Here is a 21,729-nt window from a genome sequence, read left to right on the forward strand (position 1 = left end):
CGCGGGGAAGGTGTTCGCACTGGTCCAGTTCCCGACGGCGGTGTACTCGCGGATTCCGCTGGACTAAGTTGGCAGGTTCGCCTTCAGCACGCGGGCGAAGTTCGCGTATGCGAGCTTCTCGATGGTTTCGGTGGGCGCCTTCAGGCGTCCGAGATGTTCGATGACCAGCCGCAACCCGGCATAGTCGTTGACGACCCAGTTGGGCCCGACCCCCTCGATGTCCGTGCCCAGGGCGACGGCGTCGCGGCCCAGTTGTTCCACCATGAACAGGAGCTCTTTCGCGTAGCCCTCCGTATCGCGGCGGCCCACCGGCCAGCTGCCCGAGCTCCTGAACAGCGAGCCCCCCGGGTTCTGCAAGCCGAACGCCCACACGCCCACGACCCCCCCGCCGTCCGCGATCTTCCTCGCGCGGGCCAGCGAGAGCCGGCGTTGCAGGTAGCCGAAGCGGTCGTCCCAGCTCCCGCCGGACTTGTCGACCCAGCCATGCGACCAGATCAGCGGCTTGGTGGCGAGGGTGAGGGCCTGGTCCACCGCCTCGCCCGACAGGTGGGCGAGGTCGAGCAGGACCCCGCGCTTGTTGCATTCCTCGATCAGCGTTTTGCCCAGCGGGGAAAGCCCCTGGTGCGTGGGTGCCGCGGTCTGGCGATCACCGACGGGCGTCGGGATGTAATGGACCAGTTGGAGCAGCCGCAAGCCGGCGTCGATCGCCGGCGCGAGCCGGCCGGGCTCGCCCTCCACGAAGTCGGCCCCTTCCGAGGCGATCACGATTCCGGGTTCGCCGGCGAGGCAGCGGTCCACGTCGGCCGCGGTCAGCACGGTGAGCAGCTTGTGGGCCGCGATGTAGCTGCGCATGCCTTCCAGCTTCCGCGTGAAGGACGCGTTCAGTGCGCCCGGCTCGGGAATCCCGGCCGGTTCGATCCCGGAATTCGTCTGCCGCAGCCAGCGCCCGTCCGGGACGGCCTTCCAGGCGATGAAGGCCACGCGTTGCGCGCGCATCTCCTCGGCCAGTCCCGATGTATCCAGCTGCCGCGTGATCAGCCCGTAGTGGGAGTGCATGTCCGACACGGGGATGGGCTGCTGCGCTTGCGCCCTGGCCATATGGAGCGCAAGCGCTGCGAGCGGGTAGCAAAGCGCAATTCGGCGTGTGGGCATGGAGGCTTCCTTGTCGCGCGGATGCCGCGAGGTCTCAACCCAGCTCGAACGTCGTGATCCCGTACAGGCCGTGCAGGGTCACGGGTGGCGGCCGGCCGGTGTACATGCGCGCGGTCTCGAAGACCATCCGCATGCCGTGGCGCTGCGCCAGTGCCAGCGCGGCCGGGTTCGACTCCGGCAGGTCGAGGCAGACGGCTTCGTCGGCCCCCACGCGGGAGCACAGCGCGAGGTAGAGGCCCTCGGCGATGGCTTCGCGTTCGGCGAACAGCGGTCCGATCTTCCAGCCGCTGCGGCAGCGCCGGACCAGCCCGTAGCCCTGCAGCCGGCCGTCCTCGATCCAGGCGCGGCCGGCGGCGTCGGGCTGCGCCAGCCAGGCGCGCAGGAAGGCCGTGCGTTCGGCGGGGAAGTACGCGCGGTCGTACGCGCACACTGCGGCGAAGGGCACGCCGGCGAGATCGACGATCCGCGCGTCCGCGGGGGCGGACGCCCCGCCGCGTCCCTCGTGGCGCATGTTGCGCCAGGCCAGTTCGAAGCCGGACTTGCGGTAGTTGGGCTGCTGCGCGGGCACGCCGTCCAGCCCGACCTGCCGGCCGGCTGCGGAGGCCATCCCATGCTGCCACAGCGCCCAGCCCAGCCCGCGCCCGCGCCATTCCGGCCGCACGATGTAGAGACCGAGGAAGGCGAAGCCCGGCTCGTACCTGACCACCGAGATCGAGGCCACCGGCTCGCCCTGCAGCGTGCCGACGAAGAAGCCTTCGGGATCGGCCGCGCGGAAAGTCTCCGCATCGTGCAGGCCCGGATTCCAGCCCTCCCGGGCCGCCCACCCGATCGCGAGCGCGACTTCCTCGCGCGTCATCGTCCGGGTGGCGTAGCCGGCTTCCACGCCCCCATCCTAGATCGCGCGCGGGGTTTCCTCCAGTGCCTTCACGGCAGCACACCCTTGCCGAGCCGGCCTTCGATGGCCTCCACGGCGACGCGCACGCCGTCTTCTTCCGCCATGGCCGCACCCAGGCGCGCGGCGTTGCGCGCCAGCGCCGGGTCGTCCAGCACCGCGCGGATCGCGGCCTGGAGCCTGCGCGCACGCAGGCCCTGGCGGCGCTGGCTGGGGCCCGCCACGCGCAACCGTTCCAGCTCCTGGCCCCAGAACGCCTGGTCGGCGATGTGCGACACGACCACGCTCGCCCGGCCGGCGCGCAGTGCGGACTGCGTCGTCCCCGAGCCGCCATGGTGGACGATGGCGGCGCAGCGCGGAAAGAGCAGCCGGTAATCGGCCCATTCGACCGCGCAGGTGCGCGGATCCTGCGGCACCAGAGGGAGCAGGGCGGCCGGCAACTGGAACACCGCGCGGCAACCCAGCCTCGCGACCGCGCGCGCCCACAGCGCGATCGTCTCGCGCGCGTCGGCATGGGCCGGCATCATGCTGCCGAAGCCGAAGAACACGGGCGGGTCGCCACCGGCGAGGAAGCGCTCCAGCGGGTCTGGCAGCGGTCGGACGGGCGCGTCGGCGGGGTTGAGGAAGCCCGCGACGACGTGGTTGGGCCCCCAGTCGGCGGGCCGCCGGCAGATCTGCGGGCTGACGGCGACCAGGTTCAGGAGCGGGCTAGCCCACGCCCCGGTCATCGTGTCCCGCACCGGCGGCAGGCCGACCGCGTGGCGCTGGCCGTTGTAGCGCGGCAGGAAGATGCGGTTCAGGATCCAGGCCGCGAGCCGCCAGCCCGGCCCGTGCGACCAGCGGCCCGGGTCGGGCAGCCCCGGTGCGGCGCGTTCGCGGGTCGGAATGCAGTTGTGCACGATGGCGAGCGTGGCGGCGGGGACGCCCGCGTGCTCCGCGGCGATGCGCAGCGGATAGGCGAAGAAGTGTCCGACCACCGCGTCGCTCCTCGCCACCATGTCGTGGGCGGCGCGCAGCATCGCGGGGGCCGCCGGGTCATAGCCGTGGCGCAGGATCACCTCCACCTGCCGCAGGGGATTGGACAGGGCGAGGACCTCGCGCCACAGCCGCTCCTGCGACTGCGCGTCGGCGCCGGGCAGGGGCACCTCCACCAGCTCGTAGCCGTCGGCCAGGGCGTGGCGCCGGTAGTCGCGGCGCGCGTTGTCGGTGACGACGAGGCGCACCTCGTGGCCCCGGCGCACGAGGCCCGCGGCAAGCGCGAGGAAGGGCGTGACGTCGCCCTCGCTGCCCCAGGTCTGCAGGCCGATGCGCATGCGGCGTTTGTACCCGATGGCGGGCTTCGCCAGGGCTCCCGGCACCGCTTTCTACAATGGGGCCCGATGGACCTTGCGTTCGCCCCTGCCGTCGCCACCGTGCCCGCGCCGGCTCGCCGGGCCGGCTGGATCGCGATGGCGGTGTTGCTGGCGACGCTGGCCGGCTGCTCCACCACGCCGGAGCGCGGTCGCCAGCCCGCGGGCGCGAGCACGCCCTCCGGCGCGAGCACGCCCTCCGGCGCGAGCACGCCCTCCGGCGCCGAGATCGCCCGCGGCAGGGCCTCCTGGTACGGGCCCGGCTTCCACGGCAAGCGCACGGCGAGCGGCGAGCGCTTCGACATGAATGCCCTGACGGCGGCCCACCGGACGCTTCCGTTCGGCACCCGCGTGCTGGTGCGCAATCCCCAGAACGGCCGCGAGGTGGTGGTGCGCATCAACGACCGCGGCCCCCAGGTCCGCGACCGCCTCATCGACCTGAGCAGGGCGGCTGCCGCCGCACTGGACCTCCTGCAGGCCGGCGAAGCGACCGTCGTCCTGCTGGAGCTCTGACGAAGCGGCCCCCGCTTGACGGGCATCAAGGGGGCGCGTCGCCCACCAGCGGCGGGGGGAGCGCCTTGGCCTGAAAATACGGACCATGGCCACGCGCGAGAGACACGCGTCGTGGCGTCACCGGTCCCCGGCAGGCAGTTCCAGCCGCGACCCGTGCCGGGTGTGCATGGCATGCACGCCCCCCAGATCCCATCCGAACAGCCGCGAGAGCCGGGACCGCCCTGCACCCCGTCGAGAGACCCGGGGGTGGGCATTCCCGTCGCAGCCGAACGCTTTATCCATCCGCATCACCAGGAAAACCACCATGCGCATCGCATTCATCGCCCTGACCCTCGTCGCCGCAGCGCCGCTGGCCCATGCCGCCGGCAACGGCGAGCATCCCGCCATCGTCGCCCGCCGGGTCATCGCCGCCCAGGGCTACGACTACGCGTCGAAGTTCTATCCGCACCCTGCCGGGATGAAGTTGGTGGCCGACGCGTCCCGCACGAAGACCGAGCACGCCAGCCGGAACTGACCGGGGGGCGGCGGCCGGCGCGGTTCAACCGACCGTGTCGCGCTTCTTGCGCAGCTCTTCGATCTCGCGCTGGATCCCGATCCGCTTGCTCCGCAGTTCCTCGATGCGGCGCAGGATCTGCGCGAACTCCTGATGGCTGGCACGGGAGGCGACGAGCCGCGCGGCCTGCTGCAGAGCCTCGGCCTCTTCTCGAAGGGCCTGGTCCAACCGGGGCCTGAGGGTGTGCGGCACGAAGCGACGGGGTTCGTTGGGAAGATCCCAGTCTAGGGGCGCGCAAGCCGCAGCGGGCCCCATCTCCCCCATTTGAGCGAGGACTCGGCGCTACGCGGGATCCGGCGCCTGGATCGGCCGAGCCTGCGCTGCCGGCCGGAACGCATCGGAGAAGCAGGCTTGCTCGTCCAAGCCGTGCGCCAACAGCGCCGGCACCGCGGTGTCGACCATCCGCACCGAGCCGCAGACGTAGACCTCGATGCCCGCGAGATCCTGGGCGTCGGCCAGCATCGCTTCGTGCACGAGTCCCGTGCGGCCCGTCCAGCGGTCCTCCGGCCGCGGCTCGGACACCACCGGGACCACGCGGAACTGCGGATGATCGCGCTGCCACTGCTGCGCGAGCGGCAGCAGGTACAGGTCCGCCGGCCGCCGCACGCCCCAGTACAGCCGCATGGGCCGCGAGATGCCGCGCCGGAACGCGTCCTCCACGATGCTCTTGACCGGTGCGAAGCCGGTGGCTCCGGCGACGAAGAAGATGGGCCGCTCGCTGGCCGCGAGGCGGAAGCTGCCGAGCGGGCCTTCGAGGCGAAGCGTGTCGCCCGCGCGCAGGCCGTCGAACACGCGGCCCGTGAAGCGCCCGCCGGGAATGCGGCGCACGTGCAGTTCGATCTGCGCGTCGTCATGCGGCGGGTTGGCGAAGGAGAAGGCGCGGCGCTGGCCGTCTTCGAGGATCACGTTCAGGTACTGGCCGGCCGCGAAGCGCACGCGTTCGCCGCCCGGCAACCCGATCCACAGGCGCATCACATCCTCGGCCAGCCGCTCCATCCGGACCACCTTGCCGGCGAACTCGCGCACTCCCGCGGCGGCCCACGCATCGACGGCGACGGCCACGTCCTGCAGCGGCACCGCGCAGCACAGGAGCGCCTTGCCCTGCATCTTCAGCGCGTCGGGCAGCGCATGGGCCTGGTACGGAAGATGCGCGACGGTGCCCTGCTCCACGCTGCACAGGCAGGCACCGCAGGCGCCGTTGCGGCACTCGAAGGGCAGCGGCAGGCCGTGCCGCAGCCCGGCGTCGAGCAGCGTCTCGTCGGGCCGCACCGGCACCAGCACGTCTTCGCCGGCAGGGCCCGCCAGGGTCATGCGGTGCCCGGTCGCGCCGGCGCCGCGGCGGCGGGGCCAGAAAGGCAGCGTCGCCAGCAGCACCGTGCCGGCGCCGACCAGGGCCCAGGCCGGCCCCGGCGCGCCGCCGGCGATCCACGGGAACAGCGCGAGGTAGAACCAGTCGGGCGCGATGCGCGCGACGGCCTGGCCCAGTTCGGCGGCGCCGCCCTGGCTCAGCGCCGGCCAGGCGAGCGACAGCAGCAGCAGGGCCGCGGCCAGGCCGAGCGCGATCGGCCGCGGCGGCAGCGTGCGCGCCTTGGGCACCCGCTGCACGTGCACCCACATCAGCAGCAGCACCGCCAGCGGCAGCCCCACGTGCAGGAAGGAAAGCAGCGAGAAGAAGCGGTCGCTGATGCTGCTGGCGTAGATGAAGTTGCGCATCAGGCTGCCGCCGAAGGCCGGCAGCCAGTCCAGCCACTCGAAGCTGGTGACGGCCACGAACTGCGCCAGCCGGTCCCACGGCAGCATGTAGCCGTTGATGCCGGACACGTACACCAGCCACACCAGCGCCACGCCGGTGAGCCAGGAGAACCAGCGCCAGCCGCGGAAGCGGTCGAAGGCGAAGTGCCGCAGCAGGTGCAGCAGCATGGTCGCCACCATCGCGTCGGACGCGTAGCGGTGCACGCTGCGCATCACACCCCCGGCGAACCACTGCCCGTGCGTGAGCGCCTCGACCGAGGCATGCGCCGCCGCCACGCCGGTCTCGAAGAAGGCGTAGAGATACAGCCCGCTGGCCCCCACCAGCCAGAACAGGAAGAAGGTGATGGCCCCGAGGTGGTACAGCGGATTCAGGCGCTCGCCGAAGGCCGCGTTGAACACGGCTTCCGCGCGCAGCAGCAGCCCTTGCAGCAGCGCCTGCAGCCTCGCCATCACGCCGCCGCCACGGACACGCGCCCCGGCGCCCCGGCGCGCATCGCGCGCAGCACCACGACCGCGAAAAGAAGGCCACCGACGATCGCGATCGCACCGCCCAGGCCCATGAGGCCCATGCCCGCCACTTCGCCGGTGCTGCGCAGCACCTGCTCCGTGCCTGCCACCTTGCGCTGCACGCCGTAGCCGCCCGACCAGACCAGGCCGACTATGTGCATCAACTGGCCGGCGCCGTAGATCCAGGGCTGCGCCGTCGCCAGCCTCCCCCGCGGCGCGGCATACCCGAGCGCCGGCAGCAGGTGGTAGACCAGTCCCATCAGGGCCAGCGTCACGCCGACGATGCAGCCGTGGTAGTGCGCCGGGATGCGCACGTTGCTGCCGGCGATGAAGACGCCGATCAGCCCGCCGGCGCCGAACAGCAGGAGGGAGGCGAGCAGGGCGGCGCGCCAGGGCCGCGCCTCGGCCCTGGGCGCGGGCGCCGTGCGCAGCCCCGCCAGCACGGCCAGCCCGATCGGCAGGATGGCGGGACCGCCACCGAGGCGCATGGCCCACGTGAGCAGCGCCCGGTGTTCCACGGAGGCCGGGTCGTGGGCGAGGTAGGCCACCGGCGTCACGAACACGCTGGCGAGCGCCAGCGCGAACATCAGCACGGTCACGCGCGGGCTCAGCGGCAGTCGCGCGCCGCAGGCACCGGCCAGCCACAGCCAGGCGACCAGCATCAGCAGGGTCCAGGTGAATTGCAGCGCATGGCCGCCGCCCCAGAACAGGATCTCGTAATAGGCCTTGCCGGCCAGTTGCGCGGGCAGCACCGCCCACGACCAGCCGAAGGCGAGCAGCGCCACGGCGCCCGCGATGGCGGCCGCGTTGAGGCCGAAGCGCAGCGCGCCGGGGCCGTCGAAGTCCAGCCCGAGCCGCGGCGATTGCGCCAGCGTGCGCCACACGAGCAGCCCCGCGCCGAGGCCGAAAAGCAGGAGGCCGCCGAGGAACAGGCGCGAGTCCAGCACCGGGATGTAGTTCGCCATCACCGGCTCGCCGGGGGCGAGGAAGGGCGCCAGCGCCATGGCGGCGGTGCCCGTCGCCGCCAGCCCGAGCGCGACGCGGCCGGTGGCCGACGCGCGCGGCGCGGTGTTCAGGCTCCACAGCATGCCGGCGAGGGCCACGAACCAGACCAGCACGGAGAGGTCCACGTGCACCACCAGCGCGACCCGGAAGAAGTCCGCCGTGGGCAGCAGGCCGTTCAGGCCGGGCGTGCGCGAGGCCACCAGCAGCACCGAGAACAGGCCCGAGCCGGCCAGCGCCGCGAGCCCCAGCCCCAGCCAGCCGCGCGCGAGCGCGAGCCGGGCGTCGCGCACGACGGGCAGGTCGTAGGCGGCGGCAGTCTGCACCGGCCGCGGGCGCGGGGCGGCGCCAGCCGGCAAGGAAACGGGCAGCGTGTTCATGAGAAGGTGATGCCTCCTTTTTCCGGGTCGAAATCGATCACCAGCACCTGCGCGGGGGCCAGCCGCAGGGTCGTCTCGCGCGTGTAGCCGAAGGTGCCGCCGGCGGCGTCCTTCAGCCGCACGCGGATGCGGTGCTCGCCGGCGGCGACGTTCAGGCGGTGGTAGACCGAGGATGGGCCGTCGCGCGACAGGCCCGAGGGCTGCGCGACGTGGCGCAAGACGCTCGCGCCGTCGAGGTCCACCTCGATCTCGACCGGCGCGCGCTCGCGTTCGCACTTCAGCGGCGTGCGCATGTTGGGCGCCAGCTTCGCCAGCTCCTCGGGCGTGGCGGGGCGGCAGGGCGCGATGCGCTGCCCGTGGTGGATGAAGCTCACCTTCAGCACGGCCTGCTGCGGCGGCAGCGCCTGCCAGGCGGGCCAGCGCGAGAACACGCCGACGAAGAGCGCGAACAGGCCGTACAACAGCGCCTGCGCGAGCCAGGTCTTCCACTTCTTCATGCAGTCGTCTCCAGGGCCGCGCGCACGCGCGCCTCTTCGCCGGCGTCGGCCCACACGGTGCGCCAGCCGGTCGCGCGAGCGGTGGGCCGCAGCTGCGGCTCGCGCCGGCCCTGCAGCCGCGCCTCGGTCCAGCGCGGGCCCAGCCGGTATTCGCAGCCGCCCTCGCGGCAGCCGCTCACCAGCACGCGCGTGGCGCCCTGGCGCAGCGCATATTCGACGAAGGACGGCGGCAGCATGCCGGTGCAGGGCAGGGAGAGCACCAGCCGGCGCGGGCCGGCGAGTTCCTCGACGCGCGCGCCGTGGTCGCAGCCGACCACGATGTCCCGCGCACCCGCTTCCAGGCCCCGCTGCAGGCGTTCGCGCAGCGCGGCCAGGGGGCGGTGCGGCAGGTCGATGCCGGTGATCGCCCCGGCGCGCAGCGGCGTCGAGGAAGGACAGGCACCCGTGCAGATGCCGCAGCTCGCGCACGCGGCCGCGCGCACCTGCGCGAGCTGCAGCCGGCGGCGGGTGGGATGCGGCACCAGGGTGATCGCGGCATAGGGGCAGTCGGCCACGCAGCGCCCGCAGCCGTTGCAGTGCTCGGGCGCGACCTGCGCCGGCGGCGCGCGCTCGGCCGGCCGCGCGAAGGGCAGCCACAGCAAGGCGGCGAGGGCGAGGGCCAGCAGGACCCAGGCGAACGCGTCGGAGGTGGCGGCCGCGAGCGGATGCACGAACAGCAGCAGCCAGTCGAAGTCCAGGCGCGCGGGCGCGTTCGCAAGATCCGCGGCGCCCTGGTCGGACACGGGCAGCGCGAAGGCGAGCAGCAGCAGCGCGAGCATCGTCCCGGTGGCGAGCGCGCGCTGCGGGAACACGCGCGCGCTGCCGATGCGCTGCACGTGCGCCCAGCAGCCGAACACCAGCAGCAGCGGCAGGCCCAGGTGCACGAACACGAACAGCGAGAACAGCCGGTCGCTCACGCCGCCGTGGAGGAAGTTGCGCGCCAGGGGCGAGCCCAGGAAGCCCAACGCGTCCAGCCATTCGGCGGTGGCGGTGGCCGAGAACTGGCCGAGCCGGTCCCAATGGAGCCAGAAGCCGCCGATCGCGCAGGCGTACGCCAGCGGCAGCAGCAGCACGCCGGTGATCCATGCATGGCGCCGGACCCCCCCGTAGCGGCCCCAGGCCCATTCGCGCGCGAGATGCAGCACGGCCAGCAGCACGAAGGCGTCGGCCGCGTAGCGGTGCATCCCGCGCAGGGCGCTGCCGGCGCTGAAGGGCTCGCGCGAGAGCGCGCTGATGGACCGGAAGGCGCCTTCGGCCGACGTTTCCAGCAGCGCATACAGCACGATGCCGGAGACCGCGAGCAGCCAGAGCAACAGGAAGGCCAGCGCGCCCAGCTGCTTGAGCGGGTTGCCGGCGGCGCCGAACGCGCCGTCGAAGGCGTGCTCAAGCGCGCGCAGGCAGTGACGCACGGCGGCGCTCCCGGCGCCGCACCCGCCACTCGTTGAGCATGTACAGCGCCACGGAAAGGATGAAGGTCAAGCCGCCGGCGATCTCCAGGGCCAGGCTGTAGTCGACCCGGTAGGTGCCCGTCTTCGGGTCGTACACGGTGCAGAGGATGCGGATGCGGTCCACGAGCTCCGTGATCGCGCCCTGCGGCGGCAGCGGCTGGCGCGCGATCAGGTCCTTCAGGGCCTCGCCGAGCGTGTCCACCGCCGGCTGGTCCCCGTAGACCTGGCGCACGATGCGGCCCTGCGCATCCACCAGCGTGACCTGCAGCACGTGGTCGAAGCCGGCCGGCGTGGCGGCGTACAGGAAGCCGAACTCGCGCGTGAGGCGTTCCACGACGGCGGCGGGCGCGCTGAGGAAGTCCCAGTTGGCCCGCACGATGCGGTGCTGCGCCGCGAAGGCCTTGAGCGCCTGCGGCGAGTCGGCCGGCTGGTTGAATCCGATGCTGAGCACCTGGAACTGGCGCTCGCCGAAGCGTGCTTCCAGCGCCCGCACCGATTCGTCGAGCGCGCGCGTGGCGGCGGGGCAGGCCTGGAAACAGCCGGTGTAGACGAAGCTCACCAGCAGCGGCCGGCCGTGGAAGGCGGCCAGGCGCACGGGCCGGCCCTCGCGATCGAGCAGGTCGAAGTCGGCCACCGTGCGCCCGAGCGCCGCCTGGCTGGCGCGCAGGGCTTCGGTGCGATCGAGCACCGGAAGCTCCTGCGCCGCGGCGAACGACGGCGCCAGCAGCAGCGCCGCGGCCGCCCGGCGGAGGGCGGCACGCCAGCAGATGCGGTGCCGTGTTCGCATGGGCTTGCTATCGCAGCAGGGCGTCCGCCGTGGCGGCGAGCAGCAGGGCACTCAGCTGCACCAGCGAGGCGAAGAAGCAGCCCAGCGCGGAGGACCGGCCGGGGCTGCGCGCCAGCCGCCCGGCCTGGCGCAGGAACCAGGCGCCGCCGCCCGCCGCGCCGAGCCCGTAGATCCAGCCGGCTCCGCAGGCGAGCGGCAGCAGCGAGGCCGCGACCAGGGCGAGCGTGCTGCCGAACACGATGCGCGCCGCCCGCGCGTCGCCCACCACGACCGGCAGCATGGGCACCCCCGCCTGCTGGTAGTCGCTGCGGTTGGCGATCGCGAGGCTCCAGAAGTGCGGCGGGGTCCAGAGGAACAGCACCAGTGCCAGCAGCCAGCCCTGCGGGCCGGGCAGCGGGTCGGCCGCGGCCGCGCCGGCCAGCACCGCGAAGCTGCCGGCCAGGCCGCCGATCACGATGTTCCAGTGCGTGCGGCGCTTCAGCCACAAGGTGTAGACCACGCCGTAGAAGAACGCGCCGAGGAACACGTAGGCGGCCGCCGCGGCGTTGAGGCAGGCCCAGGCCGCGCCCACGGCGCCGGCCAGCAGCAGCGCGAACAGCAGCAGCCACGCCGGGTGGTGCGGCAGCGCGCCGGTGGCGAAGGGCCGCCGGCGCGTGCGCGCCATCCTCCGGTCCGACTCGTGCTCCGCGTAGTGGTTGAACGCCCCCGCGCTGGCGGAGGCGACGAGCACCGACAGCGCGAGCACCAGCACCTGGACGCCATCGAGCCGCGCACCCGGCGTGACGGCCAGGCCCACCAGCGCGGTGACCATGATCAGCACGCCGATGCGCAGCTTGAACAGCGACAGCACTTCGCGCGCCAGCAGCAGTCCGCGCGGCCTGGCGAGGAGGGCGGTGGTGGTCATGGGCCGCCTCCGCTCAGCTCAGGCCCCAGAGCTGGCCGAGGTACTTCCAGTTGATGAAGTAGTACAGCACGAAGGCCAGCAGGAACAGCATCGCGAGCATGAAGGTGCCCGGAGCCGCGAAACCCGCGGAACCGTAGGTCTGCGCCACCACCGTGGGCGCGGCGCGCGGCACCGGCGTCGCCGCGCCGACCGCCGCGCCGCCTTCGAGCTTCTTGCCGAACAGCAGCGAGCCCACCGTCACCAGGATGTAGATGCCGCCGCCCGCGATGGCCGCCACGCCGGCGATGCCGACCAGGCCCATCATCAGGTAGGCCGCGCCCGGCCACTCGTAGGCGAGTGCCGCGCCCTGGAAGGCCATGTCCCAGTGGCGGCGCGAGACGCCCAGCGTGCCGGCGCCCATCATCACCAGGCAGAAGAAGTACATCGACAGGCCGAACAGCCAGGGCTGCAGCTTCGCAAGTTTCGGCAGGAAGATCTCGCGCTTGAACAGCACCGGGATCAGGAAGTAGGTGAGCGCCATGAAGGACAGCGTGGTGCCCACGACGACCGTGGCGTGGAAGTGGCCCGGCACGTAGATCGTGTTGTGGATCAGCATGTTCAGCTGCTCGGTGCCCATCATCACGCCCGAGATGCCGCCCAGGAAGCCGAAGCCCACCAGCGCGATCGCCACGCCGGAGAACACCGGGTCGCCCCAGGGCGCCTTGCGCAGCCACTCGAACAGGCCCCGGGTGTAGCCCTTCTGGCGCTGCGCCACCTCGATCGCGCCGGGAATCGTGAGGCCATGGATCATCGACGCCAGCACCGCGAAGTACATGAAGTAGCTGGTGTTGACCACCTTCCAGCCGGTGGACATGCCCGGGTCGGCCAGCAGGTGGTGCGCGCTCGCCAGCTGCAGGAACAGGATGTACAGCAGGAAGGCGCCGCGGCTCACCCGCTCGGACATCGGCTTGGCGCCGAAAGCGATCGCCGCCACCGCGTACCAGATCGAGATGTGCGCCGACACGTTGATCTGCTGCGAGGAGTGCCCGAAGGCCCACCAGATCGTGCGGTACATCAACGGGTCGACCTCCTTCACCAGCCCGACGGACATCAGGAAGGTCGGGATCAGGATGATCGCGCCGGAGGCGATGGTGAACACCGCGATGATCGCGGCGGTGATGGCACCGAAGGTCACCAGCGGCACCGAGCCTTCGTAGGTGCGTTCGCGCTTCGCGACCACCAGCGTGCCGAAGAAGACGAAGCAGCCGATCAGCGCGCCGACGGCGAACAGGATCAGGCCGAGGTAGAAGGCGGGCGACGCCATCATCGGCACGTAGGACGTCATCATCACGCTGGAGCCGCCCTGGAACACCGCCACGTTGTTCGTGACGGCGCCGATCAGCATCAGCGCGAAGGCGAGCCATGCCATGTTGGGCGTGGCGAGCCGGCAGCGCAGCAGGGTCGACGAACAGAAGTACAGCACCGCCATCTCGAAGAAGATGATCCAGAAGATCAGCATGTCGATGCCGTGGGCGGTGAGCACCATGTAGAAGGTGTCGGCGGCGAGCCAGTGGATGGCGGGCCAGCGCGTGAGCACGACGCCGATGGCCAGCAGGCCGCCCACGAGCAGGGCGACCACCGCCGTGACGGCGTTGACGATCATCAGGCGCTCGGCGCGGGCCTCGAACTGCAGGCCGCTGCGCGGGCAGGTGCGGTAGGTGGTGACGGCCCCGGGCGAAGCGGGCGGGGCGGGCAGGACGGCGGACATCGTGGGGCTCCTACTTCACGTAGATGCGGCCCACCATCGTGTGATGGTTGATCCCGCAGTATTCGTTGCAGACGATGGAGAAGGTGCCCGACTGGTTGGGCGTGACCTTCACGACGTGTTCGTAGCCCGGCACCACCTGGATGTTGATGTTGGCGGGCTGCAGCGAGAAGCCGTGGTTGTAGTCCATGGCCGTGAGATGCAGCCGGTAGGTCTTGCCCTTTTCCAGCTCCAGCATCGGCCACCAGGACCACAGGCGCGCGATCAGGTAGACGTCGACGTCCGCCGGCGGCGCGACCACCGGGATCTTCTGGTCCGTCTCGGTGCGCACGGTGTACTTGTCCACCATCGCCTGCGTCTTCGCCGAGAACTTCTCCGGCGTGGTCTTGTAGGTCTCGGTGGAGAGGTTCTGGCGCCCGTAGGCATGCCAGTAGATCATCATGATGAACATCACCATGCACCACGCGAAGGCGATGGCGATCCAGGTTCCCTCGACGCGGTCCAGCGGATGCTTCCACCAGAGCCGGTCGGCCGGCGGCAGGATGGCGCTCATGGGGGCCTCCTACTTCGCGACCGGGATGGTCAGGATGTCGATCACGCCCCAGAGCGTGTAGACGACCATCGGGATCAGCACGCCCAGGAACAGCAGCAGGAAGGGGTTGTCCAGCAGCTGCTGCATGAAGGGGACGTCACCCGTTTCATCGTGGTCCATGTCTTGTCTCCTCTCGTGTGTTTCTGGGTGAATGTTTTTCCGACGCTTCTGGTCGGATATTGATCTGAAGCAAGGAGTGGTTGCTTCGGCGCGCGCCCGCAGGGAGAACCCTGCGTGGCGCGCGCGCCGCACGCCCCTACGATGCGCCGCATGTCCACAGGAGCCGCGAGGCTTTCCACGGTGCGCAGGATCGCTGTCGCCTGCGCGGTGCTGATGCTCGCCATCACGAGCCTGAGCGCCTACATCCGGATGGCGCGCATCGGCCTGGGATGCGCGCCCTGGCCGCAGTGCTACGTGCAGCGGGCGACGATGCCGACCGAGGCGGTGGCGGCCCTCGATGGCGACGCCGTGGTAGCGGCGCGCATCGCGCACCGCGTCACCACATCGGCGGCCATGCTGCTGATCGTCGCGCTGTTGTTCAAGACGCTCGCGCAGCAGCCGGTGCTGCGCAGCCAGGGCCGGCTGGCACTGGCGCTGCTGGGGGTCGCACTCTTTCTCGCCGTGCTCGGGCGCATGGCCGGCGATTCGCGCTGGCCGCCGGTCATCCTGGGCAACCTGCTGGGAGGCTTCGCCATGTTCGCGCTCAGCGTGCGCCTGGTGCAGGCTGCGAGTCCGGGTCCGGCGCCCGCCATGGGAACACGGGGTCTGCGGCCCTGGCTCATCGTCGCGCTGGGGCTGGGTCTGCTGCAGGCAGGGCTGGGGGCCATGGGGAGCGGAGAGCATGTGGCGCACGGATGCGGCGAATCGGCGCTGTGCGGACTGCACCGCATGGCCGGTGTCGCGGTGGGCGCGGCCTTGCTCGCGCTGGGTGTCGCGGCGTGGCGCGCCGGTCTGCGCGCAGGAGCCGCCATCGGCTTGCTGGCGGTGCTGCAGGTCGGCATCGGATGGCTGCTGGCGGGCGAGGTGGCACCGCTGGTGCTGGCGCTCGCACACAACTTCCTCGCGGCGCTGCTGCTGGCGCTGCTGGCATCGCTGCTGCCGCCGCGCGCCTGAACAACGTCACTCGCGTCAGGGTCACTCCCCGGCTCGCGTGAAGCGTGCCTAGAATAGATGCACATAAAATGCATCTTTAACCTCCGGACCACGGAGACGAGGTCGAGACCGCGATGACCCAGGAACCCAACTCCTCCTTTCCGTCGTTCTTCCGTGAAGCGCCCACGATCCGGGTGCACGACCCGCTGGCGAGCTTCCTCGGCGCCGGCGACGGCTTCATCGAGTACGGCTACGCCGACGCGGTCAAGCTGGCGGGACATTCCTGTCCCACGGTGGCCTCGGCCTTCCTCATGACGCGCGCCGCGCTGGCCGCGCTGTATCCGGACACCGCGCCCCGGCGTGGCGAACTGCGGGTGGAGCTGCGCGAGCCGCTGGAGGAGGGCGTAACTGGCGTCATCGGCAATGTTGCGGGCTTCCTCACCGGTGCTGCCGGTGACGGCGGATTCCAGGGCATCGCCGGTCGCTTCGGTCGGAGGCGCCTGCTCGCCTTCGGCGTGGCGATGGAGCCGCAGCTGCGGGTCACCCGGCTCGACTCGGGCGCGAGCGTCGGCGTGTCGGCGCGCATCGACCGGGTCGCGGGCGATCCGCGCCTGCGCCAACTGATGCCGCGCTGCGTAGGGGGAATCGCGAGCGCGGAGGAGCTGGCCCTGTTCGGCTCGCTCTGGCAGGAGCGCGTCCGGCGGCTCCTCCTGGAGCATGCCGACGACCCCGAAGTGATCGCCGTGCAGCACGAGGAATCCCTCCATGGCTGACGTCGCCGCCCCGCAGCCGCTGGAACAGGTCCTCACCACGGCGTACCGCCACGGCTTCGTGACGGACATCGAGTCCGACGCGCTGCCGCCCGGGCTCGATGAACACACCATCCGCGAGATCTCGCGGCGCAAGCGCGAACCGGAGTTCCTGCTGCGCTGGCGCCTCGCCGCGTTCGAACGCTGGCTCACCCTGTCGCCGCCCACCTGGGGCCAGCTGCGCATGGAAACGCCGGACTTCCAGGGTCTGTCCTACTACTCGGCGCCCAAGTCGCTGAAGGACGGTCCGAAAAGCCTGGAGGAGGTCGATCCGAAGCTGCTGGAGACCTACGAGAAACTGAACGTGCCGCTGCACGAGCGCGCGCGGCTGGCCGGCGTGGCCGTCGACGCGGTGTTCGACAGCGTCTCGGTGGGGACCACCTTCCGCGAGCAGCTGGCCCAAGCCGGCGTGATCTTCTGCTCCTTCTCGCACGCGGTGGAGCACCATCCGGAGATCATCGAGCGCTACCTGGGCAGCGTGGTGCCGCCCGGCGACAACTTCTACGCCGCGCTGAACTCGGCGGTGTTCTCGGACGGATCCTTCGTCTACGTGCCCGAGGGCGTGCGCTGCCCGATGGAGCTGTCGTCCTATTTCCGCATCAACGCGCGCAACACCGGTCAGTTCGAGCGCACGCTGATCATCGCCGAGCCCGGCAGTCAGGTGAGCTACCTCGAGGGCTGCACCGCGCCGCAGCGCGACGAGCACCAGCTGCATGCGGCCGTCGTGGAACTCGTGGCGCACGAGGAAGCGCAGATCAAGTATTCGACGGTGCAGAACTGGTATCCGGGCGACGAGCGTGGGCGCGGTGGCATCTACAACTTCGTGACCAAGCGCGGCCTTTGCGCGGGCCGGCGCTCCCGCATTGCCTGGACCCAGGTCGAGACCGGTTCGGCCATCACCTGGAAGTACCCCAGCGTGGTGCTGCGCGGCGACGAATCGGTCGGAGAGTTCCACTCGATCGCCGTGTCCAATCACTTCCAGCAGGCCGACACCGGCACCAAGATGATCCATATCGGCCGCGGCACGCGCAGCCGGATCGTCTCCAAGGGCATCAGCGCCGGCCATGCGCAGAACAGCTACCGCGGACTGGTGCGGGTCGCGCCGACCGCGGCCGGCGCGCACAACCACACGCAGTGCGACTCGCTGCTGATCGGGCCGCACTGCGGCGCCCACACCTTTCCGTACGTGGAGGCGGGCCGGGACGACGCGGTCGTGGAGCACGAGGCCACCACGACCCGCATCTCCGAAGAGCGCCTGTTCTATTGCCAGCAGCGCGGCCTGGCGGCGGAGGAAGCCACGGCCCTGATCGTCGGCGGCTTCTGCCAGGCGGTGCTGGAGGAACTGCCGATGGAGTTCGCGCTGGAAGCGCGTTCGCTGCTGGCCGTCTCGCTGGAAGGGGCCGTCGGCTAAAACGACATGGCCCTGCATCGCAACACCAAGGATCACACCCCGATGAACACTTCGACAAGCCTGCTGGAAGTGCGCGACCTGCGCGTGGCCGTGGGCGAGCACACCGTGCTGCAGTCCGTTTCGCTGCAGGTCGCGGCCGGCGCCGTGGTCGTGCTGATGGGCGCGAACGGCAGCGGCAAGAGCTCGCTGGGCCTCGCGCTCGCCGGACACCCGCGTTACCGCGTGACGGGTGGCAGCGCGCGCCTGGCCGGCGAGGACCTGCTGGCGATGGGCGTGGAACAGCGGGCCCGGGCGGGGCTGTTCCTGTCCTTCCAGGCTCCTCCCGACATTCCCGGCGTGAAGAACAACCTGTTCGTGCGCACGGCGGTGAATGCGGTGCGCGAAGCGCGCGGCGAAGCGCCGCTCGATGCGTTCGACTTCCTCGGCGCGGCGCGCCAGACGGCGGCGCGCGTGGGCCTGCCCGATGCGATGCTCAACCGGCCGGTCAACGACGGCTTCTCCGGCGGCGAGCGCAAGCGCAACGAGTTGCTGCAGCTGGCGCTGCTGCGGCCGCGCCTCGCCATCCTGGACGAGATCGACTCCGGCATGGACGTCGACGGCGTGCGTGCGGTCCTCGACCTGGTCGCGAGCCTGCGCGCGCAAGGCACGGGCTTTCTCGTGATCTCGCATTACCAGCAGATGATCGAGTCGCTGGCGCCGGACGCCGTGCTGCGGCTGGAGCAGGGCCGCATCGCCGAAAGCGGCGACCTCGCGCTGGCCCGCGCCATCGCCCGCACCGGCTACGCGCGGACTGCCGAAGCGGCGGTGGCGTGATCATGGACATGGCCTGCGACGAAGCGCTGCTGGCACGGGAGCACCTGCTCACCCACGGCTGGATCGCGCCGGGAGTGGAGTCCTTCCGTCATCTGCCGCCGCCGGGCGTCTCTGCCTGGCTGGGCGGCGGCGAGCTCGCGGATGCGGGTGACATGCGGGGCGGCTGGACTTTCGACTCGCTGCCCGGAGGGACGTCCGGCAACTTGCAGGTGCGATTGCTGGACGCCCGGGATGCCCGCCAGCGGCAGCAGTTGCTGGCGGACCTGGCGCCGCCAGCCGACGACGAGGCCGCACCGTTCGCCTGGGCGCACCGCGCACTGCTGCAGCGCGGCCTGCGGCTGGAGATTGCGGCGGGCGCCGAGACGACCTGGCTGCACCTCGCGCACCAGCCTTCGCTGCCGGTGGAGGCGCCGCTCCTGGTCCTGGACGTGCACCCGGGCGCCCGCTGCGTGCTGCTCGAAGCGCACGCGCCGGCGGCCGCGCCGGGGCTCGTGCAGAACCTGCAGGTGCACGTGCGCCTGGGCGCCGGCGCGAGCCTGCAGCACCTGCGCATCGTGCGGCCCGGGGCCGGCGAGCAGAGGGCCCACCAGGTCCACCTCCGGGCCGAGCGCGACGCGCGCTATGCCCAGTTCCTGCTGGCGGCGGGCTGCGGCTACCACCTGCAGCGCAACGTGTTCGAACTACAGGGACCGGGCGCCGAGGCGCAGGCCGGCGCGGTGGTGCTGGGGACCGATTCCGTGCTCGACCTGCAAATGCTCGCCCACCACGCGGCCCCCCGCACGCGCAGCGGCTTCGAGGTGCTGGCGCTGGCGCGCGGCGCGGCGCGCCTGGTGGCCAACGCCCGGACGCACATCGCGCCGGGGTGCGACGATGCGCAGACGCGCCAGCGGCTGGCGGGCATCCCCACGGGCGGCCAACCCAAGCTGGTGCTGCGGCCGCACCTGGAGATCCACCACGACCAGGTGCAGGCCGCGCATGGCGCCACCTGGGGCGCCGTGCCGGAAGAGGCCCTGTTCCTGGCGCGCCAGCGCGGCCTCGACGAGGTCACCGCCAGGGCGCTGATCCTGACCGGCCTCGCGCAGGCGGTGCTGGCGCGGACCATGGCCGACACGGCACTCCCAGGGCACCTGCGGGTCGAGGCCGATCTCGCCGCGGCGGTCGCCAGCCATCTCGGCGCCGCAGCGCCTGCACAGGAGGACTTCCATGGGTGACATGCTCCATCCCGGCACGCTGGCGGGCCGCTTTCCCGGCCTCGCGCAGCGCGTGCACGGCGAGCCGCTCGCGTACCTCGACAATGCCGCCAGCACGCACATGCCGCGGGAGGTGCTGGACGCGATGCAGGCCTTCGAGGAGCGCAGCCGCGCGAACATCCATCGCGGCGTGCACACGCTCAGCGAACGCGCCACCGCGGCCTACGAGCAGGCGCGGGCGCGGCTCGAGGCCTTCGTCGGTGCGGACGCACGGCACGAAATCGTCTTCACCTCGGGCACGACGGAATCGCTCAACCTGGTCGCGCACGGGCTGTCCGATGCCGGCATCGGGGCGCCCCTGCTTCGGCCCGGCGACGAGATCGTGGTCAGCGTCCTCGAGCACCATGCCAACCTGGTGCCCTGGCAGGCGGCCGCGCGGCGCTGCGGCGCGCGCCTGCTGTTCCTGCGGCCGGATCGCGAGGGCCGGTTGCATGCGGACGACCTGGCACGGCTGCTCGGGCCGCGCACCCGCGTCTTCGCGGTGACCGCCTGCGCCAACGCCACCGGCGAGAGGCCTCCTTACGAGGCGCTGCTCGCGCTGGCGGAGGAGGCCGGGGCGCTCACGGTGCTGGACGCAGCGCAGGCCATGGCGCACGAGGTGCCCGCGCTCGCGCACCTGGCCTGCGACTTCATGGCCTTCTCCGGCCACAAGATGTACGGTCCCATGGGCATCGGCGTGCTGGCGGGGCGGCGGACGGCGCTGGAACGGCTCGCACCGCTGCGGCTGGGCGGCGACATGGTGGAATCCGTGACCGAGACGCAGGCGAGCTTCGCCGAGCTGCCCGCGCGGCTGGAAGGCGGCACGCCCAACGTGGCGGGCGCCGTGGGGCTGGCGGCTGCCGCGGACTTCATCGACGAGGTCGGCCGCGCCCGGATCGACGCGCACGTGCGCGCCCTGCGGTCGCACGCCGTCGCGGGCCTGTCCGCACTGCCGGGCGTGTCCGTGCTGTCGCCCGCGTCCGTGGACTCTGCCATCGTTTCCTTCACCGCCGACGGAGTGCACCCGCACGACCTCGGCACCCTGCTCGATGCGCGCGGCATTGCCGTGCGCACCGGCCACCACTGCGCGCAGCCGCTGCTGGACTGCCTGGGGGTGGGGCCCACCACTCGCGCTTCCTTCGCCATCTACAACTCCCACGAGGAGGTCGAACGGCTGGTGGACGCGGTGGCGCCGGCACTGGAGATGCTGAGATGAGTACCGTCGACGAGGACCTGTACCAGGAGGTGGTGGTCGAACACAAGCGCGCGCCGCGCCACTTCGGGGTGCTGGAAGCCGCGACGCAGGAGGCGCAGGGGCGCAACCCGCAATGCGGCGACCAGGTCCGGGTGCAATTGCGGGTGGAGGACCACCAGGTGCGCGACATCCGCTTCAGCGGCCAGGGCTGCGCCATCTGCATCGCCTCGGCCTCGATGATGACCGAGGCGGTCCTGGGCCAGGACGAAGCCGCGGTGTGCGACCTGCAGCAGCGCTTCCGCGCGGTGCTGACGGGACAGCTGGAGCCGGAGGCGGCTTCGCTGGGCAAGCTGGTGAGCCTGGCCGGCGTGCGGCGCTATCCGAGCCGGATCAAGTGCGCGCTGCTCGGGTGGCATGCGCTGATGCACGCGCTGCGCCAGGAGGAAGGCGCGGCGGCGGAGACGACGCCATGAGGGTGAAACGCGAATCGGTGATCCTGCGGCGGGCGGTCACGGTGGAGTGCATCCCGGACGGCACGCCCGTGGAGCTGGACCCGGGCGACATCGCGCAGGTGACGCAGGCGCTCGGGTCGCACTTCACGCTGCTGCTGCACGGCCAGCTGGTGCGGCTAAAGGGCAGCGATGCCGATGCCATCGGCCAGCCGGTGCCGCAGCAGCCCGATTTCGCCGACGAGCCCGGGCTGGACCTGGGCGCGCGCGTCTGGCGCACGCTCGCAACCTGCTACGACCCCGAGATCCCGGTCGACATCGTGGAGCTGGGCCTGGTCTATCGCTGCGAGCTCGGCGAGCTGGAGGACGGCCGCGCCCGCATCGAGATCGACATGACCCTCACCGCACCCGGTTGCGGAATGGGGGATGTGCTGGCCGAGGAGGTCGCCGACAAGGTGCTGGCGCTCGAGGGTGCCGGCGAGGTGAAGGTCACCATGGTCTTCGATCCGCCCTGGGATCGCTCCCGCATGTCCGAAGCCGCGCAGCTCGCCCTGGGCCTGTGACCCGATTTCCAAAGCCTGGTCGGGGTTCAGGCTTCGGGAAGTCACGGCAGAGGCAGG

At 71.7% G+C, this 21,729-nt stretch carries 23 protein-coding genes; 10 read left to right on the forward strand and 13 right to left on the reverse strand.

Features of this window, described 5'->3' with window-relative positions:
* Positions 1 to 63 precede the first annotated feature (63 nt).
* The 3 genes from JJ685_RS22810 to JJ685_RS22820 all read right to left on the reverse strand — a co-directional run bounded on the left by JJ685_RS22810 (position 64) and on the right by JJ685_RS22820 (position 3,357).
* Positions 64 to 1,098 (reverse strand): dipeptidase, encoded by a 1,035-nt coding sequence (locus JJ685_RS22810; RefSeq protein ID WP_201676660.1) that lies wholly within the window; start codon positions 1,096 to 1,098, stop codon positions 64 to 66.
* Positions 1,099 to 1,186: 88 nt separating this feature from the next.
* The gene (locus JJ685_RS22815) at positions 1,187 to 2,035 is read right to left on the reverse strand and encodes a GNAT family N-acetyltransferase (RefSeq protein ID WP_330901825.1); all 849 of its coding nucleotides are present in this window, start codon (positions 2,033 to 2,035) and stop codon (positions 1,187 to 1,189) included.
* Positions 2,036 to 2,076: 41 nt separating this feature from the next.
* Positions 2,077 to 3,357, reverse strand: a complete 1,281-nt coding sequence (locus JJ685_RS22820) for a glycosyltransferase (protein ID WP_201676661.1) — start codon at positions 3,355 to 3,357, stop codon at positions 2,077 to 2,079.
* Positions 3,358 to 3,423: 66 nt separating this feature from the next.
* Here JJ685_RS22820 and JJ685_RS30495 point away from each other — a divergent pair, with 66 nt between their 5' ends.
* Together JJ685_RS30495 and JJ685_RS22830 are read left to right on the forward strand one after the other, a co-directional pair.
* Positions 3,424 to 3,906, forward strand: a complete 483-nt coding sequence (locus JJ685_RS30495; protein WP_408015488.1) for a septal ring lytic transglycosylase RlpA family protein — start codon at positions 3,424 to 3,426, stop codon at positions 3,904 to 3,906.
* A gap of 304 nt (positions 3,907 to 4,210) precedes the next feature.
* Positions 4,211 to 4,420, forward strand: coding sequence for a hypothetical protein (locus JJ685_RS22830; protein WP_201676662.1), 210 nt, complete (start codon positions 4,211 to 4,213; stop codon positions 4,418 to 4,420).
* Between the two features lie 24 nt (positions 4,421 to 4,444).
* Here the strand turns inward: JJ685_RS22830 and JJ685_RS22835 are convergent, their stop codons facing one another.
* From JJ685_RS22835 to JJ685_RS22880, 10 genes are all read right to left on the reverse strand, one after another.
* A complete protein-coding gene (locus JJ685_RS22835; RefSeq protein WP_201676663.1) occupies positions 4,445 to 4,627 on the reverse strand; it encodes a hypothetical protein in 183 nt (60 codons plus the stop codon).
* A gap of 114 nt (positions 4,628 to 4,741) precedes the next feature.
* Positions 4,742 to 6,661 (reverse strand): cytochrome b N-terminal domain-containing protein, encoded by a 1,920-nt coding sequence (locus JJ685_RS22840; protein ID WP_236599218.1) that lies wholly within the window; start codon positions 6,659 to 6,661, stop codon positions 4,742 to 4,744.
* Positions 6,661 to 8,100 carry a cbb3-type cytochrome c oxidase subunit I gene (locus tag JJ685_RS22845; RefSeq protein WP_201676665.1) on the reverse strand — a complete coding sequence of 480 codons (1,440 nt, stop codon included), beginning with the start codon at positions 8,098 to 8,100 and terminating at the stop codon, positions 6,661 to 6,663. The genes JJ685_RS22840 and JJ685_RS22845 overlap by 1 nt, the downstream gene beginning before the upstream one ends.
* Entirely contained in the window at positions 8,097 to 8,597 is a 501-nt protein-coding gene (locus JJ685_RS22850) for a hypothetical protein (RefSeq protein WP_201676666.1), read from the reverse strand. Before JJ685_RS22850 ends, JJ685_RS22845 begins: the two co-directional genes overlap by 4 nt.
* Positions 8,594 to 10,045: a hydrogenase iron-sulfur subunit gene (locus JJ685_RS22855; protein WP_201676667.1), complete on the reverse strand. Its 1,452-nt coding sequence runs from the start codon at positions 10,043 to 10,045 to the stop codon at positions 8,594 to 8,596. Before JJ685_RS22855 ends, JJ685_RS22850 begins: the two co-directional genes overlap by 4 nt.
* Positions 10,020 to 10,871 (reverse strand): SCO family protein, encoded by an 852-nt coding sequence (locus JJ685_RS22860; protein WP_201676668.1) that lies wholly within the window; start codon positions 10,869 to 10,871, stop codon positions 10,020 to 10,022. The genes JJ685_RS22855 and JJ685_RS22860 overlap by 26 nt, the downstream gene beginning before the upstream one ends.
* A gap of 7 nt (positions 10,872 to 10,878) precedes the next feature.
* Complete coding sequence (gene cyoE / locus JJ685_RS22865; protein WP_201676669.1) at positions 10,879 to 11,775, reverse strand: heme o synthase; 897 nt, start codon at positions 11,773 to 11,775, stop codon at positions 10,879 to 10,881.
* Positions 11,776 to 11,788: 13 nt separating this feature from the next.
* On the reverse strand, positions 11,789 to 13,522 hold the full coding sequence (locus JJ685_RS22870) for a cbb3-type cytochrome c oxidase subunit I (protein ID WP_201676670.1): 1,734 nt from the start codon (positions 13,520 to 13,522) through the stop codon (positions 11,789 to 11,791).
* A 10-nt stretch (positions 13,523 to 13,532) separates the two neighbouring features.
* Positions 13,533 to 14,072 carry a cupredoxin domain-containing protein gene (locus tag JJ685_RS22875; RefSeq protein WP_201676671.1) on the reverse strand — a complete coding sequence of 180 codons (540 nt, stop codon included), beginning with the start codon at positions 14,070 to 14,072 and terminating at the stop codon, positions 13,533 to 13,535.
* Between the two features lie 9 nt (positions 14,073 to 14,081).
* On the reverse strand, positions 14,082 to 14,231 hold the full coding sequence (locus JJ685_RS22880; RefSeq protein ID WP_201676672.1) for a hypothetical protein: 150 nt from the start codon (positions 14,229 to 14,231) through the stop codon (positions 14,082 to 14,084).
* A gap of 150 nt (positions 14,232 to 14,381) precedes the next feature.
* Here JJ685_RS22880 and JJ685_RS22885 point away from each other — a divergent pair, with 150 nt between their 5' ends.
* From JJ685_RS22885 to sufT, 8 genes are all read left to right on the forward strand, one after another.
* Positions 14,382 to 15,224 carry a COX15/CtaA family protein gene (locus tag JJ685_RS22885; RefSeq protein WP_236599219.1) on the forward strand — a complete coding sequence of 281 codons (843 nt, stop codon included), beginning with the start codon at positions 14,382 to 14,384 and terminating at the stop codon, positions 15,222 to 15,224.
* Positions 15,225 to 15,337: 113 nt separating this feature from the next.
* Complete coding sequence (locus JJ685_RS22890) at positions 15,338 to 15,976, forward strand: hypothetical protein (RefSeq protein ID WP_201676673.1); 639 nt, start codon at positions 15,338 to 15,340, stop codon at positions 15,974 to 15,976.
* Entirely contained in the window at positions 15,969 to 17,423 is a 1,455-nt protein-coding gene (gene sufB / locus JJ685_RS22895; RefSeq protein WP_201676674.1) for a Fe-S cluster assembly protein SufB, read from the forward strand. The genes JJ685_RS22890 and sufB overlap by 8 nt, the downstream gene beginning before the upstream one ends.
* 42 nt (positions 17,424 to 17,465) lie before the next feature.
* Positions 17,466 to 18,236, forward strand: coding sequence for a Fe-S cluster assembly ATPase SufC (gene sufC / locus JJ685_RS22900; protein WP_201676675.1), 771 nt, complete (start codon positions 17,466 to 17,468; stop codon positions 18,234 to 18,236).
* 2 nt (positions 18,237 to 18,238) lie between these two features.
* Positions 18,239 to 19,447, forward strand: coding sequence for a SufD family Fe-S cluster assembly protein (locus tag JJ685_RS22905; protein WP_201676676.1), 1,209 nt, complete (start codon positions 18,239 to 18,241; stop codon positions 19,445 to 19,447).
* Positions 19,440 to 20,681, forward strand: a complete 1,242-nt coding sequence (locus JJ685_RS22910) for an aminotransferase class V-fold PLP-dependent enzyme (RefSeq protein WP_201676677.1) — start codon at positions 19,440 to 19,442, stop codon at positions 20,679 to 20,681. Before JJ685_RS22905 ends, JJ685_RS22910 begins: the two co-directional genes overlap by 8 nt.
* Entirely contained in the window at positions 20,678 to 21,133 is a 456-nt protein-coding gene (gene sufU / locus JJ685_RS22915) for a Fe-S cluster assembly sulfur transfer protein SufU (protein WP_201676678.1), read from the forward strand. The genes JJ685_RS22910 and sufU overlap by 4 nt, the downstream gene beginning before the upstream one ends.
* Positions 21,130 to 21,672 carry a putative Fe-S cluster assembly protein SufT gene (gene sufT, locus JJ685_RS22920; RefSeq protein WP_201676679.1) on the forward strand — a complete coding sequence of 181 codons (543 nt, stop codon included), beginning with the start codon at positions 21,130 to 21,132 and terminating at the stop codon, positions 21,670 to 21,672. The genes sufU and sufT overlap by 4 nt, the downstream gene beginning before the upstream one ends.
* Positions 21,673 to 21,729 lie beyond the last annotated feature (57 nt).

It is taken from the genome of Ramlibacter monticola (genome assembly GCF_016722785.1).
GTDB classification, from domain to species: Bacteria; Pseudomonadota; Gammaproteobacteria; order Burkholderiales; family Burkholderiaceae_C; genus Ramlibacter; species Ramlibacter monticola.

Coding starts and splice junctions, on each gene's coding strand:
- JJ685_RS22810 (WP_201676660.1), bottom strand. CDS start 1,098: ATGGCCAGGGCGCAAGCGCAGCAGCCCATCCCCGTGTCGGACATGCAC.
- JJ685_RS22820 (WP_201676661.1), bottom strand. CDS start 3,357: ATGCGCATCGGCCTGCAGACCTGGGGCAGCGAGGGCGACGTCACGCCC.
- JJ685_RS30495 (WP_408015488.1), top strand. CDS start 3,424: ATGGACCTTGCGTTCGCCCCTGCCGTCGCCACCGTGCCCGCGCCGGCT.
- JJ685_RS22830 (WP_201676662.1), top strand. CDS start 4,211: ATGCGCATCGCATTCATCGCCCTGACCCTCGTCGCCGCAGCGCCGCTG.
- JJ685_RS22840 (WP_236599218.1), bottom strand. CDS start 6,661: ATGGCGAGGCTGCAGGCGCTGCTGCAAGGGCTGCTGCTGCGCGCGGAA.
- JJ685_RS22845 (WP_201676665.1), bottom strand. CDS start 8,100: ATGAACACGCTGCCCGTTTCCTTGCCGGCTGGCGCCGCCCCGCGCCCG.
- JJ685_RS22850 (WP_201676666.1), bottom strand. CDS start 8,597: ATGAAGAAGTGGAAGACCTGGCTCGCGCAGGCGCTGTTGTACGGCCTG.
- JJ685_RS22860 (WP_201676668.1), bottom strand. CDS start 10,871: ATGCGAACACGGCACCGCATCTGCTGGCGTGCCGCCCTCCGCCGGGCG.
- cyoE (WP_201676669.1), bottom strand. CDS start 11,775: ATGACCACCACCGCCCTCCTCGCCAGGCCGCGCGGACTGCTGCTGGCG.
- JJ685_RS22870 (WP_201676670.1), bottom strand. CDS start 13,522: ATGTCCGCCGTCCTGCCCGCCCCGCCCGCTTCGCCCGGGGCCGTCACC.
- JJ685_RS22875 (WP_201676671.1), bottom strand. CDS start 14,072: ATGAGCGCCATCCTGCCGCCGGCCGACCGGCTCTGGTGGAAGCATCCG.
- JJ685_RS22880 (WP_201676672.1), bottom strand. CDS start 14,231: ATGGACCACGATGAAACGGGTGACGTCCCCTTCATGCAGCAGCTGCTG.
- JJ685_RS22885 (WP_236599219.1), top strand. CDS start 14,382: ATGTCCACAGGAGCCGCGAGGCTTTCCACGGTGCGCAGGATCGCTGTC.
- JJ685_RS22890 (WP_201676673.1), top strand. CDS start 15,338: ATGACCCAGGAACCCAACTCCTCCTTTCCGTCGTTCTTCCGTGAAGCG.
- sufB (WP_201676674.1), top strand. CDS start 15,969: ATGGCTGACGTCGCCGCCCCGCAGCCGCTGGAACAGGTCCTCACCACG.
- sufC (WP_201676675.1), top strand. CDS start 17,466: ATGAACACTTCGACAAGCCTGCTGGAAGTGCGCGACCTGCGCGTGGCC.
- JJ685_RS22905 (WP_201676676.1), top strand. CDS start 18,239: ATGGACATGGCCTGCGACGAAGCGCTGCTGGCACGGGAGCACCTGCTC.
- JJ685_RS22910 (WP_201676677.1), top strand. CDS start 19,440: ATGGGTGACATGCTCCATCCCGGCACGCTGGCGGGCCGCTTTCCCGGC.
- sufU (WP_201676678.1), top strand. CDS start 20,678: ATGAGTACCGTCGACGAGGACCTGTACCAGGAGGTGGTGGTCGAACAC.
- sufT (WP_201676679.1), top strand. CDS start 21,130: ATGAGGGTGAAACGCGAATCGGTGATCCTGCGGCGGGCGGTCACGGTG.